A 13538-nucleotide genomic window follows, 5' to 3' on the forward strand; every position below is an offset into this window, starting at 1 on the left:
TTTTAAACAAAAGAAGGTGTCACCTGACTACCTTCCAATTTCTTCTACTTTTTGAATACACCAGTCCACCAACTCCTCCAACCGCTCGATTTGCCCGGTCATGTGGAGGTAGCCGATGACCGCCTCAAAACCGGTCGAAATCTTGTAGGTCACCACATCGGTGTTCTTAGCCTTGGTCTGGCTGTTGGCATTGCGACCACGTTTGAAAATTTCGATTTCTTTGTCGGTCAATAGCTGCGCGTCTAAGAGGGCTTGAACCAGCATAGCCTGAGCCTTGGCAGACACATAGTGGGTTGCTAAGCGGTGCAGCTGATTGGGCTTGGTCTGGCCCGTCATGATGAGATGGCGGCGAACATACATGGAGTAGACCGCATCCCCCTCAAATGCCAGGGCAATTCCGTTTATCAGGTTTACGTCAACAGCATTAATCACGCGTCCACCTCACCCCATCCTTAGTATCTAGGAGTTTGATACCTTTTTCAGCCAGTTCATCACGGATACGGTCTGCGGTAGCAAAATCACGGTTGGCACGGGCTGCTTGACGCTCCGCGATTAGCGCCTCGATGTCACTATCCAGCACTTCTTCCGTAAAGAAAATCCCAAAAACTTCTAGCATTTTAGCTAAGGCGGTCTTGACGCTGTCTGTGTAGTTGCCAGAGTTAATCCACTTGGCCAAGTCAAAGACCACAGTGATACCATTTGCAGCGTTGATGTCATCGTCCATGGCTTCTGCAAAGCGGGCCACAAAGTCTGCCAAGACTGCTTCATCAGCTGTCTCCGTTAGCGGTTGCGTGTAGGCATTTTTGAGGTACTTGAGGTTGGTTGTCGCATCGTGAATAGCTTTCTCGGTAAAGTTGACAGGCTTTCTGTAGTGCTGGGTTGCTAGGAAAAAGCGAAGCACTTGGCCGTCAACGGTCTCCAGCATATCATGAACGGTCACAAAATTCCCCAAGGACTTGGACATTTTTTCATTGTCCACGTTGACAAAGCCGTTGTGGAGCCAGTAGTTGGCAAAGGTGCGACCTGTCTTGCACTCGCTCTGGGCGATTTCATTGGTGTGGTGCGGAAATTCGAGGTCGGCTCCGCCACCGTGAATATCAATCGTATCACCTAAGATTTCAGTCGCCATGACCGAACACTCGATGTGCCAGCCTGGCCGACCAGGACCCCACGGGCTGTCCCAGGACACTTCGCCTGGTTTGGCTGACTTCCAGAGGGCAAAGTCCAAGGGGTTTTCCTTGCGGGCTGTTTCCTCGTCCGTCCGTCCGCTGGCACCGATTTCTAGGTCAGCTAGGGTTTTGTTGGCTAACTTGGCATAGTTTTCTGCCTTTTCCACCCGAAAATAGACATCGCCTTCAGCCTCATACGCGCAGCCTTTTTCCAAAAGAACCGTGACAAAGGCGATAATCTCGTCCATGTAGTCCATAACACGGGGATTTTGGGTCGCAGGCTTGACGAAGAGCCGATCCGTGTCTTCCATGAAGGCTGCGATAAACTTGTCCGTCAGCTCTTTTGGCGTCATGTCGTTCTCTGCTGCGGCCTTGATAATCTTGTCATCGACGTCAGTGAAGTTACTGATATAAGTCACCTCAAGCCCACGGTACTCCAGGTAGCGACGGATGGTGTCAAAGGCCACCGTCGAGCGGGCATTCCCGATGTGAATGTAGTTGTAAACCGTCGGCCCGCAGACATACATTTTGACCTTGCCAGCCTCCTGCGGCACAAAGTCCCGCAGGCTACGGGTCATGGTATCGTAAAATTTAATCATTTTTTGTATCTCCTTTGCGATGGAGCTGCCAGAGGTAGCCCACTAGTCCCAGTGTGCCCAGGCCCGTCGCTCCAGCTGCCAGCCAGCTCCCCTCAAACAGGGTTGCCAGACAGACCAAAGCCAAAAACAGAGTGACCAAACAGATGAACTTGTGGCTCTCGTAAAAATCAAACATAGGTTTCCTCATTCATTTATGAGCAGGATAGTTAAATCGAAGCCTGTTCGCATTCTTTCGCAATCGTCAATGCAATCTCAAAGAAGCTGAGCAGGTGGTCCTCTTCATGACCTTCTCGCTTGTCCCAGCCGTTTTCGTGGTCCACGTAATCCGAGGTGTAAAAGAAATGATAGACCTCCGTCCCACGGAACTGGGACCAGGCCGCAACAGAGGCCCATTCCATATCGACCACGGTTGCACCAGCAGCCTTGCGGCGTTTGACCTTTTCAGGTGTCTCCCGAAAGAAGGCATCCGTCGTCCAGGCCTTGGTCGTGGTGTAGGGAATCTTGTTTTGGGTCAGAATCTCCTCAAACCGTGCCAGATGTTCTGGCGCATAACCAATCTTATCACTGGCTGGAGCGTAATGATAGGATACGCCCTCATCCCGAATGCTGCTAGTCGGCACAATCAGTTTGTTGGTCTCTAAACTCCCATCCAAGACGCCGCAGGTCCCAAAGAGGATAAAGCGTTTGAAGCCGGCTGCTTGCAGTTCTTCCAGAGTTCCAATCAAGGCTGGAGCACCAAGTTGAGCCAGCATGACTGCGACTTTTTGCCCATCCTTTTCATAGATATGCCAGGGCAATTTGCCGTTGATATTGGACTTGTAGCCTCCGTATCGGAGGGTATAACGGGCGTGAATCAAATCGAGCAATTTCCCTGAAAAGGGCATAATGATGGTATCACAGATTTCTTGATGGTCACTAGCTTCTCCAAAATCAAAATCTGGCTCAATCACCGCCCGTGCTGGGTCAAATTCTTCTAAAATCATGGACCATCCTCCTCTGGTACATCTAGGTAAATAATCTGGGTCTGGTAGACAAAGCCAATCTTTTCATACAAGCGTTTTGCTCCGCTATTGTCATCCTCAACCGCAATCTGAAAAGGCCAGTTATTCCTCCCCAGAAGATCATTGACCACGCACTTGACGAGATAACTGCCATAGCCCTTCCCTTGATGGAGCGGCAGAACAGCAAGTCCGTAGAGGTAATTGTAGTCAGAACTAATATTGACTGTGCAGGAAGCGATGACGTCATCGTTCAAACTAAGACAGTAGAGCAAGTGCTCCTCATCTGCCAAAGCCTCGGTGGCATAGCGCAAGGCCACATCATAATCGCTCTCAAAAGCCTGACTCTGAAAGGTCGCAATGGCAGACAACATAGCCTCATCTGCCAATTTAAACACCACATCTTCTCGCTTATCAAGCACATAAGGCTCACGATTTCTGACCAACCAAGTATCAGTATCAGGATTTTCGATCAAACCAAAATTTCCGGGCAAATCAGGATGTTTGTCCAGAAAGGCTCGCTCGGTCCAAAAGGTCACACTCGCAATAGGATAGCTCGCTGTCTGCTCTTGAAAGGCCACATAGAGTTGCTTGGCCAGGCCCTGACGGCGATAAGCAGGATGGACAAAAACAGCTAATTCTGCCTCGTCATCGTCTGCATAAACAGCCAAGAAACCAACCAAGGTTTCTTCCTCATTTACCAAGAAAAAGGCTGGCATGTCAGGATCAAAATTAAGATTACTGGAAAGATAGGGATCGCGCGCTGTTCCATCATAGGCTTGACAGACAGATACGAGCGTTTTGACCGACTGGATTTGCTCAGACGATAAACGGTTAGTAACAAGTATATTCATCACTTCACCCTCCTACAATTCAGACGAATGGTGACTGGTGTCACGGAGTTGCTCAAGTTTGGAGGTGTAATAACGACCTTCGCGCTCCTCTTCGATTTGGTGGATAACTAGGTCATCCTTTTTACCATGGACACGAACAACCTTGGCAGGAATGCCGACCACTGTTACTTCTGCAGGCACATCAGACACGACTACCGCAGAGGCTCCAACCTTGGCATGATGACCAATCTCAATGGGGCCGATGACTTGAGCATGGGCAGAAATGAGAGCTCCACGCCGAACGGTCGGATGGCGTTTGCCACAATCCTTACCAGTTCCACCTAGAGTGACGCCGTGGTAGAGCATGACACCTTCTTCCACAACCGCAGTCTCTCCAATCACCAGGCCCGAACCATGATCGATAAAGACACCCGGTGCAATATCAGCCCCTGGATGAATCTCAATCTGAGTCCAAAAGCGCCAGAACTGACTGTGCATACGAGCCAATAGCTTGAGATTGTGCTCCCAAAGCCAATGAGAAAGACGATGGGCAGCAAGAGCCTTCACGCCTGGGTAGGTCAAAAGCACCTCCAGCGTGCTGCGTGCCGCGGGATCATTCTCCTTGACGATCGCAATCGTTTTTGTCCACCAGCCCATGCCAGTTCTCCTTTCTCTTGTCTTTCATATTAGGCTAGACAGTCCTAACCCTTCCTCTTCTAACTCTCCAAAATCTGCGATAACTTATACTCAATGCAAATCTCTATAGACAAGCCAGGTTGACGTCGACATAAGAGAGTTAGGACAAGGAAAATAACGACCTATAGTTTTGATTTTTAAAGAGTATTACCATTTAAAGCAAGCCTTACTGTTGCCAAAGGATACAGCCTGCATCATCCAAGGGGTTGATTACAATCCCTGCTAATCCTTCTATACGATTGTGTCCTGACAAGGGATGCTCAATATCCTTCTGACTCCAGGCCAGAATGGCACCCTTAGCCTGGCTAAAAGCTCTGCCATTGTCCGTACGAGCCCAAGCCTCCAAACTCGCCAAGTTGGTAAAAACCGGCAAATAAGTCTGCCCTTGGCCCATGGCAAAGCTCGGAAAGCGACGTGTCGAGGTCTGAGGACCTGTCTGAGTCACAAAGGCTGGGACAAAGTAGACCTTATCCTCTAGCTCACGCGCCTGATTAGCCTCTCCCAGGACCTGATTGAGCAAGTCGTTGTAATAATTCATCAGGGTGATGAGGTCGGCAGATTTAAAAATCGTTGAGTTGCTAAAATCACCACGTTTTTTGAGATTAAAAGCAAGCCCAGAAAATCCCTGATTCACCGCCTCCGTCAGGACCTCTAGCACCGAACGCTGAGTCCAGTCCTGATTTCGGACAGTTCGCTCATCCAACTTAAAACTTTCGAAATCTGTCCGATTGGTAAAGACAGGAGTCACCCTTTGACTGCCCACTGGAAACTCAAAGGGCTGGGCTGGGGCAAATACCATATTGGCATGAAGCTCCGCTATAAAACAAATCCCAACCAAAAAATCATCCGGACGGGCAATAAACTCTCGCAAGCGCCGATCAAGTTCCTTCATAAGGGCTCCTTTTCTGTCAATCATCATCCTATCTAGGAAACAAGAGCTGGACCTACGGTCTAGCTCCGTTTCATCATAGTACTCATTAGTTCTGGCAAGGTCAGCTTATTCTTGTTCTGCTTGCTCAGATTTGTGGTGATGACGACGCGGTTTGTGGTCCTTATCAGCTTCATCACCTTCACGACGTTCTGGTTTTGAAGGACGTGGCAGAAGGGCCTTCATAGAGGCATCCACACGGCCTTTTTCATCGATCTTGATGACCTTAACCGTCACGGTGTCTCCGATAGCGACTAGATCTTCTACACGATTGGTCCGTGTCCAGGCCATTTCAGAGATATGAACTAGAGCATCAGTCTTGTCAAAGAGGTTGACAAAGGCACCGAATTTCTCAATGCGGATGACCTTAGCCTCGTAGACCTCATCGACCTTAGCCTCACGGACTAAACCAGCGATAATGTCCTTGGTGCGGTTGATCGCATCTTGATCACTAGAGTAGATAGATACATTTCCTTCTTCATCAATGTCAATCTTAACGCCAGTTTCAGCGATAATCTTATCGATGGTTTCACCACCCTTACCGATGACGATTTTAATCTTATCAACATCAATCTTGATGGTGTCAATTTTTGGTGCGGTTGGGGCCAGTTCTGGGCGTACTGCTGGAATAGCTTCATGTAAGACATCAAGGATTTCAAAGCGGGCCTTTTTAGCTTGAGCCAGAGCTTCTTCCAAGATTTGTGGCGTAATTCCTTCAATCTTGATGTCCATTTGCAGAGCTGTAATCCCGTCACGAGTCCCAGCTACCTTAAAGTCCATGTCACCGAAGTGGTCTTCCAAACCTTGGATATCGGTCAAGACTGTATAGTTGGTTCCGTCAGAAATCAGACCCATAGCAATACCAGCTACTGGAGCCTTAATCGGCACACCACCGGCCATAAGGGCAAGAGTCCCCGCACAGATAGAAGCCTGAGAACTTGATCCATTAGACTCAAGAACCTCAGCTACCAAACGGATAGCGTAAGGGAATTCTTCAAGACTTGGCAAAACTTGCTCAAGCGCACGCTCACCAAGAGCACCGTGACCAATCTCACGACGACCAGCCGCTCCGTAACGTCCAGTCTCACCGACTGAGTATTGTGGGAAATTATAGTGGTGGAGGAAACGTTTCTTATATTCTGGGTCCAAACCGTCAATGATTTGAGTTTCTCCCATCGGAGCCAAGGTCAAGACAGAAAGAGCCTGCGTTTGCCCACGCGTGAAGAGACCTGAACCATGAACTTGTGGTAAGAAATCAACTTCTGCATCCAGCGGACGGATTTCGTCAACCTTACGGCCATCAGGACGAACCTTGTCTTCCGTGATGAGGCGACGAACCTCAGCATGTTCCATTTGTTCTAGGATTTCTGCAACATCACGCATGATCCGATCAAAGTCTTCGTGACCCTCATATTTTTCAGTGTAGGCAGCCCTAACCACTTCTTTAACGGCTTCCGTTGCAGCTTCACGCGCCTTTTTCTCTTCGACTTGAACAGCCTTTTGGAGGTCTGCATTATAGGCAGCCACGATTTCAGCCTGAAGTTCTGCATCGACGTGGAGGAGTTCAACTTCAGCCTTTTCCTTGCCGACTGCGGCTACGATTTGCTCTTGGAAGCCGATGAGTTCTTGGATGGCTTTATGGCCAAATAGCAGAGCTTCCAACATGATGTCTTCAGACAACTCTTTGGCACCAGACTCTACCATGTTGATAGCTTCCTTGGTACCTGCTACAGTCAACTCAAGGAGAGATTTTTCCTGTTCCTCTACTGTCGGGTTGAGGATAAATTCGCCATCGACATAGCCGACTTGAACACCAGCGATTGGACCGTTAAATGGAATATCTGAAATCGACAAGGCTAGAGAAGAGCCAAACATGGCAGCCATCGGTGCAGAAGCGTCCGCATCGTATGACAAGACCGTGTTAATTACCTGCACTTCGTTACGGAAACCTTCCGCAAACATCGGACGGATCGGACGGTCAATCAAACGAGCTATCAAGGTTGCATTGGTTGAGGGACGTCCCTCACGCTTCATGAAACCACCAGGAAACTTGCCGGCCGCATACATTTTTTCCTCGTAGTTGACTTGCAAGGGGAAGAAGTCACCTGTCGACATCTTCTTAGACATAACAGCAGCTGTCAGCACTGTTGAATTCCCATAGCGAACGACTACAGAACCGTTAGCTTGCTTGGCCACTTGGCCAGTTTCCACAACCAGCGGTTTGCCCGCAAAGGTCAATTCAAAAGTTTGTTTGGTCATTGTATTCTCCAAAATAGTTAGTTTACGTGTTTTCTACAAAGGTCAATCCAAGAGTTTCACAAGTCCCGAACTCACCTTTGCACAAAACCACGTATCCCAGCTATTTTACCAAAAAAATGGTAAAATAGAAAGCATTGAGAGCAAAGTTTCTTGGGCTTTTGTGACCTTATTTATTCATGACAGAAAAGAAACAGTCCCCATTTTTAGGAGACCGGAAGTCACCTACCCGAGCCCAGCTCGTTACAAGCTCAGACCTCGCAAAAGAACTTTCGAATCTTAAGCACAGCTTTGCTATTACAAAAAGAAAGAGGACCCTATGCTAGAAAGCATCCGCGAGCGACTCCAGGGCCGTGTCCCACATCCGATTGATGAGAGGCGAACCTATGCCGTGCTTTTGCCCTTGATTACGATTTCAGGTCAATGGCACGTGCTCTATCAGGTGCGCAGTCAGCTGGTGCCCCAACCAGGTGAAGTGGCCTTCCCTGGTGGTCAGGTCGAGGCCGGTGAAGGCCTCCAAGCTGCTGCCATTCGGGAAACCTGTGAGGAGCTCAATTTAAGTTCCGATCGCATCCAGATTCTCGGCGAGATTGATTACATGGTCAACGGGGCGCGAACCATACACTGCTTTATTGGAATATTGGATATTGACGATTGGACCCAGCTCAAACCCAACCAAGAAGAGGTTGAACGCCTCTTTACCGTGCCACTTGCGGACTTATTAGACAAAGAACCCCGCTACTATACCCTGCGCTCGAAAGTTATACCAGACGCCGACTTCCCCTTCGACCGTATTACCAACGGTCCCGCCTACGATTTCAAGGAGCACCAGCGCTCGGTCCCATTTTATGATGGTCTGCCAGAAAATCTCTGGGGCATGACCGCTCTTTTCACCCACCGTTTTATCCAAATTATCACCGGTCGGGAAAGATAGCCGAGCTACTAACCCTTGTTTCCTAGCACATCTCCCCAATTGCCCATAAAAACGTAATACACCAGCAAGTTCACATACCTGCTGGTGTTTCTTTGTGCTGTACTAAAGCTAGAACTGACTGGCATCCGGAAATGATATAGACATTTTAACCAACCTTAAAACAGCCTTGTTTTCGACTTGCCGTACCTAAGTACTGTCTGTGTCTCCATACCTCGTTTCAAAGTTTTTCATTCGACTATAGTTCAGTAAAACTAGCTAACTCTATTTTGAGAGCGAGGTCCTCTTTCTCAAACAGGATTAATCGTATTGGCTCAAATCCTGCTTGAGGAAGTAGAAAAAGAGGTCCCCGTAGTTACCTGTATAGTCCAATTGGTGGTCCTTATAGACAACCTTGACTACCTTGTAGTGGTCTGCAACCCCAATCATGCAAGCCTGTTGCGAGCGCTCGTAATCTGCCAAACTGTCAAAATGTACTACCTGTTCCTGGTTAGCAGCATTTAAAATTGTAATATCTAACATATTTTTTCTCCATTTCTATTGATAGAACCAGTATAACAAAGTGGAGCATAAAATGCTGGTTTTCGGCATATAATACTTTTCATTAGCAACATAGAATTGATATAATGTAGCCAAATAAAGGAAAAAGAGGGTCTGTATGATGACACCTAAGTTTAAAGCATTTCTAGAAAAACTTCGTCCCTACTGCACTGCCTATCTCATTGGCTATATCTTTCTACTCTACCTAACAAAATTCGTCTGGCCCGATGGTCATCAGGTACTCAGTACTCTTTATTCAATCTACAACGACATCAGTGCTTTATTTGTCGCCTGTGCGGTTGTTTACTACACCTATTCCCACATTAGATCCAGCCTCAAAGAACACCATAAATAGACAAACATCCTGGTTTGTGGACCAGGGTGTTTTCGTGTGTCGTTCTAAGCCACGTCATCCTCATCTTCTGAGAACTGGCTGTTATAAAGATCAGCGTAGAAGCCTTCTTGAGCCATGAGCTCCTCGTGGTTGCCTTGCTCGATGATATTGCCTTCTTTCATCACGAGGATGAGGTCGGCGTTGCGGATGGTCGAGAGGCGATGGGCAATGACAAAGGATGTTCGTCCCACCATGAGTTGGTCCATGGCTTTCTGGATAAGCTCTTCTGTCCGGGTATCGACAGAGGAAGTCGCCTCGTCCAAAATTAGGAGTGGTGCGTCCTTGAGAAGCGCCCGGGCAATGGTCAAGAGCTGACGCTGGCCGACTGAAAGGCTGACAGAATCATCAAGAACTGTATCATAGCCATTTGGCAGGGTCATGATAAAGTGGTGAACCCCAACAGCCTTGGCTGCTGCTTCTACTTGCTCATCCGAGATATGGTCTTGATTGTAGATGAGGTTGTCCTTGATGGTGCCCTCAAAGAGCCAGGTGTCCTGTAAGACCATCGAAAACTGGTCGTGGACTTCTGAACGCTTCATGAGGTGGGTATCCACACCGTCAATCAAGATACGGCCTTCATTGATTTCGTAGAATTTCATGAGGAGGTTGACAAGGGTAGTTTTTCCGGCTCCTGTTGGTCCTACGATCGCCACCTTTTGTCCAGCCTTGGCATGGGCTGAGAAGTCGTGGATAATGGTCTGACCTGGCAGGTAGCCAAAGCGCACATGCTCAAAGGTCACATCGCCTTTGACGCTCTGCAATTGCTGCGCCTTAGCCGAATCATCCTCCATCTCTGCTTCTTCCAAGAACTCCAAGACCCGTCCAGCTGCTGCGCTGGCCTGTTGGAGACTAGTCATAGCTTGTGCCATTTGAGAGAGGGGTTGTGAAAAGATACGGACATAGGTCATAAAGGCCACGATAATCCCGATAGAGGCCTTGCCATCGATGGTCAACATGGAACCAACGATACAGACCATGACGTAACCGAAGTTCCCGACAAAGATCATCATTGGCATCATAATCCCTGAGAAGAACTGGGACTTCCACATGGAGCTGTAGAGGTTGCTATTGAGCTCTTTAAAGGTCTTCTTGGATTCCTTGACAGCATTGTAGCTGGTGATGACATTGTGGCCTGAGTAGGTCTCTTCGACAAAACCGTTGACAGCTGCCAGGTTGGCTTGTTGCTGTTTAAAGAATTTTTGGGAGAAGCCCATGATCCCCATAGATAGGACAAAGCCGATGACAACAGAGCCGATAGCTGTCCAAGCCAGGGTCACATTGGTCACAAACATCATGACCACAGAACCTAGAACTGTCATGACCGCCGTCACGATGGTCCCCAAACTTTGGTTGAGGGATTGGCCGAGAGTATCGACATCATTGGTCACGCGCGACAGGGTATCGCCCTGTGAGTGGCTGTCAAAATAGTTGAGCGGAAGCTTGTTGATCTTGACTTCAATGGCAGAGCGCAGGCGTTGAGAGATGCGCTGCACGATGGTCGCAATGGTCGTTGACTGGGCGTAGTTGATGATGGCACCGATGGCATACAAGGTCGCCAGCAAGGTCCCCAGCTGCATGATGCCATCCATATCCATGGTGCCTGTGACGCCGGCTACCACCTTTTGGGTGATGTCCTTGAGACCACGAGGACCGTAGACCGTAATCATACTGGAGATGATGGCGCCGAGTGAGGCAAGGAGAAATGGCACCTTGTAGCCCTGAATATAAGGGTCAAAGCGTTTGAGCAAGGAAGATTTTTTTGTTTTAGTTGGCATGTTCTAATTCCTCCTTCGACAATTGAGAATAGGCGATTTCTTGGTAGACAGCATTGGTTGCAAGGAGTTCCTGATGAGTTCCTTGGCCAACGACGCGTCCTTCATCAAGGACGATGATTTGATCGGCGTCCACGATGGTGGAAATCCGTTGTGCGACGATCAGTTTGGTCATATCTGCTGTGTCTTCTGCTAGACGTTTGCGCAAGGTCTTGTCTGTCTTGTAGTCCAAGGCAGAGAAGGAATCATCAAAGATGAGGATTTCCGGCTTGCGGGCCAGGGCACGCGCGATGGCCAGACGTTGTTTTTGACCACCGGAGAAGTTGCTACCGCCTTGGGCAACTGGCTCATCCAGACCCTTCTCCTTATCCAGGACAAAGTCCTTGGCCTGGGCCAAATCAAGTGCCTCTAGAAGAGCGTCTTCTGTCAGTGGAGAGACTGCGCTCTCACCCATGTCCAGGTTGGAACGGATGGTACCAGAGAAGAGCACCGCTTTTTGCGGAATGTAGCCGACCTTCTTGTTGAGGTCTTCGTGGGTGTAATCTTGGACCTTGACACCGTCCACCTTGATCCAACCTTCCGTCGCATCGTAAAAACGAGGAATGAGGTTGACCAGGGTTGACTTACCAGACCCCGTTGACCCGATAAAGGCGACCGTCTGACCGGCTTCGGCCTTGAAGGACACGTGTTCGATAACTGCCCGTGATTTTTTGGTGTAACGGAAGGAGACATTGTGGAATTCCACTTCTCCTTTTTTCCCTTCGTCCGCTTTAGATTGAGCTGGCGATGGAATAGAGGTTTCTAGGGCTAAAACTTCCTTGATCCGGTTGGCAGAAACCAGGGCCCGTGGCAGGATAAAGAAGACAATGGTCATCATCATGAAGCCCATCACCACTTGCATGGCGTAAGAAGAGAAGACCACCATATCAGACATCAGCCCAACCTTTTTTTCGATGGCCGCCGCATCAATCAGATGGGCACCAATCAGGTAGATAGCCAGGGTCAATCCGCTGGAAATCACCGTCATAACAGGGTTCATCAGAGCCATAATCCGGTTGACAAAGAGGTTGAGGCGGGTCACATCATTGTTGGCTGCTTCAAACTTCCCGTCCTGGTAGTCCTCCGCATTGTAGGCTCGCACGACACGAATCCCAGACAAGGATTCCCGCGTAATGCTGTTTAGCTTGTCCACCATTCCCTGAATCAGGCGTTGTTTTGGAAAGGCCAAGAACAAGAATACCACTAGCATAACCAACAAAACAGCCAAAGCTACCATAGTGGCAAACAACCATTCTTGGGACTTGTCTGCAATCTTGGTCGCTGCCCAGATGGCCATAATTGGCCCTTTGATAATAACCTGCAATCCCATGGTGATGACCAATTGAAGCTGGGTCAGGTCATTGGTCGTCCGTGTCAAAAGCGACGGGATAGAGAATTTCTTAATCTCAGTCTGGGAGTAATCCATGACCGTGTCATAGATATCTCCTCGTAGGCGGGTCGTAAAGCTCGCTGCAATCCGAGCTCCCAAGAATCCGATGACAACCGTCACCATGAAACTCAAAAAGGAAATCCCCAGCATCTTGAGCCCAGGCTCCTTGAGGTCGCCGACCACCGTTCCTGGCGTTTGCAAGAGCGTTGTGATTTCAGACATGTACTCCGGAGACTTAAGGTCTAACCAGACCGTTGTTGTCACCAGCACAATGCTGAGAATAACCATGAAGACTTCTGTGGCCTTCATGCGTTTGAATAATGTAAACATAGCAACTCCTTACTAATCTTGTACCTTCTGGTCTTGTTCTGCGCGAATATTAGCCTTAAGCTGTTGAAAGACCTGCTTGGCAACAGCAGCATCTTCCTTACGGATGCCCTGAAGCATAACCTTATGAACATGGCCCAAAAAACCTTCCAGCTTGACCGACTGCTCCCGACCATAATCCGTCAGAAGGACGTGCTTGACCCGCTTATCCTTGGCCGATGGCACGACGAGAACGAAGCCATTTTTCTCCATCCGCTTAATGAGATTGGAGGTAACAGACTTAGACAGGTTCAGGCAATCTTCGAAGTCCTTAATCGAAAAGACCTGGTCTGGGTGCTTGACCAAGTGCATGAGGACAAAGCCCTGAGGCCCTGACAAGTGGTCTGCCCCAAAACGCTTGGCTTCATCTGCAACATACTGCTCCATCTCATTGATGAAGCTACGAATCTGCTGAAAGGGATTCTCTCCGTGTGCTCCCATCATTTTCCTCCAATTCGTTCTCCTAAGAACTATTTAGTTTTTATGAGAACCATTATACACCTTACAAAACCCAAGTCAAGAAAAAAGTTCTCATGAGAACAAAAATACATACCTACTTAAAAGTATTACATATGATTGACAAACCGGCTGGGATTCTTCATTAACAAAAACAAAACACCGGTATAC

The 13538-nt window shown here is 48.5% G+C and carries 14 protein-coding genes; 2 read left to right on the forward strand and 12 right to left on the reverse strand.

What is annotated here, in order from left to right; translation table 11 throughout:
• Positions 1-27: 27 nt before the first annotated feature.
• The 8 genes from ACFORF_RS08460 to pnp all read right to left on the reverse strand — a co-directional run bounded on the left by ACFORF_RS08460 (position 28) and on the right by pnp (position 7482).
• Complete coding sequence (locus tag ACFORF_RS08460; RefSeq protein WP_380427282.1) at positions 28-432, reverse strand: Mini-ribonuclease 3; 405 nt, start codon at positions 430-432, stop codon at positions 28-30.
• On the reverse strand, positions 425-1768 hold the full coding sequence (cysS, locus tag ACFORF_RS08465; protein WP_380427284.1) for a cysteine--tRNA ligase: 1344 nt from the start codon (positions 1766-1768) through the stop codon (positions 425-427). The genes ACFORF_RS08460 and cysS overlap by 8 nt, the downstream gene beginning before the upstream one ends.
• Positions 1761-1943, reverse strand: coding sequence for a hypothetical protein (locus ACFORF_RS08470; protein WP_380427286.1), 183 nt, complete (start codon positions 1941-1943; stop codon positions 1761-1763). The genes cysS and ACFORF_RS08470 overlap by 8 nt, the downstream gene beginning before the upstream one ends.
• A 31-nt stretch (positions 1944-1974) precedes the next feature.
• Positions 1975-2751, reverse strand: a complete 777-nt coding sequence (locus ACFORF_RS08475) for a nucleoside phosphorylase (RefSeq protein WP_380427288.1) — start codon at positions 2749-2751, stop codon at positions 1975-1977.
• Positions 2748-3620 carry a GNAT family N-acetyltransferase gene (locus tag ACFORF_RS08480; RefSeq protein ID WP_380427290.1) on the reverse strand — a complete coding sequence of 291 codons (873 nt, stop codon included), beginning with the start codon at positions 3618-3620 and terminating at the stop codon, positions 2748-2750. Before ACFORF_RS08480 ends, ACFORF_RS08475 begins: the two co-directional genes overlap by 4 nt.
• Positions 3621-3632: 12 nt before the next feature.
• Positions 3633-4256, reverse strand: coding sequence for a serine O-acetyltransferase (gene cysE, locus ACFORF_RS08485; RefSeq protein ID WP_380427292.1), 624 nt, complete (start codon positions 4254-4256; stop codon positions 3633-3635).
• Positions 4257-4461: 205 nt separating this feature from the next.
• On the reverse strand, positions 4462-5187 hold the full coding sequence (locus tag ACFORF_RS08490) for an SseB family protein (RefSeq protein WP_380427294.1): 726 nt from the start codon (positions 5185-5187) through the stop codon (positions 4462-4464).
• A gap of 105 nt (positions 5188-5292) precedes the next feature.
• Positions 5293-7482: a polyribonucleotide nucleotidyltransferase gene (gene pnp, locus ACFORF_RS08495; RefSeq protein ID WP_380427296.1), complete on the reverse strand. Its 2190-nt coding sequence runs from the start codon at positions 7480-7482 to the stop codon at positions 5293-5295.
• Between the two features lie 316 nt (positions 7483-7798).
• On the opposite strand from pnp, the gene ACFORF_RS08500 reads away from it, so the two are divergent.
• Positions 7799-8413, forward strand: coding sequence for an NUDIX hydrolase (locus ACFORF_RS08500; protein WP_380427298.1), 615 nt, complete (start codon positions 7799-7801; stop codon positions 8411-8413).
• A gap of 297 nt (positions 8414-8710) precedes the next feature.
• Here ACFORF_RS08500 and ACFORF_RS08505 read toward each other — a convergent pair whose 3' ends face one another.
• A complete protein-coding gene (locus tag ACFORF_RS08505) occupies positions 8711-8932 on the reverse strand; it encodes a DUF4649 family protein (protein ID WP_380427300.1) in 222 nt (73 codons plus the stop codon).
• Positions 8933-9068: 136 nt separating this feature from the next.
• Between ACFORF_RS08505 and ACFORF_RS08510 the strand changes: the two genes are divergently transcribed.
• Positions 9069-9305, forward strand: a complete 237-nt coding sequence (locus ACFORF_RS08510; RefSeq protein ID WP_380427302.1) for a hypothetical protein — start codon at positions 9069-9071, stop codon at positions 9303-9305.
• A 44-nt stretch (positions 9306-9349) separates the two neighbouring features.
• Here ACFORF_RS08510 and ACFORF_RS08515 read toward each other — a convergent pair whose 3' ends face one another.
• From ACFORF_RS08515 to ACFORF_RS08525, 3 genes are read right to left on the reverse strand one after another with little or no spacing between them, the layout of a single operon-like run.
• Positions 9350-11119, reverse strand: coding sequence for an ABC transporter ATP-binding protein (locus ACFORF_RS08515; RefSeq protein ID WP_380427304.1), 1770 nt, complete (start codon positions 11117-11119; stop codon positions 9350-9352).
• Positions 11109-12875, reverse strand: a complete 1767-nt coding sequence (locus ACFORF_RS08520; RefSeq protein WP_380427306.1) for an ABC transporter ATP-binding protein — start codon at positions 12873-12875, stop codon at positions 11109-11111. The genes ACFORF_RS08515 and ACFORF_RS08520 overlap by 11 nt, the downstream gene beginning before the upstream one ends.
• A gap of 12 nt (positions 12876-12887) precedes the next feature.
• Entirely contained in the window at positions 12888-13352 is a 465-nt protein-coding gene (locus ACFORF_RS08525) for a MarR family winged helix-turn-helix transcriptional regulator (RefSeq protein ID WP_380427308.1), read from the reverse strand.
• Positions 13353-13538: the final 186 nt, after the last annotated feature.

Origin of the sequence: Streptococcus caprae (genome assembly GCF_042649745.1) — a bacterium.
GTDB classification, from domain to species: Bacteria; Bacillota; Bacilli; order Lactobacillales; family Streptococcaceae; genus Streptococcus; species Streptococcus caprae.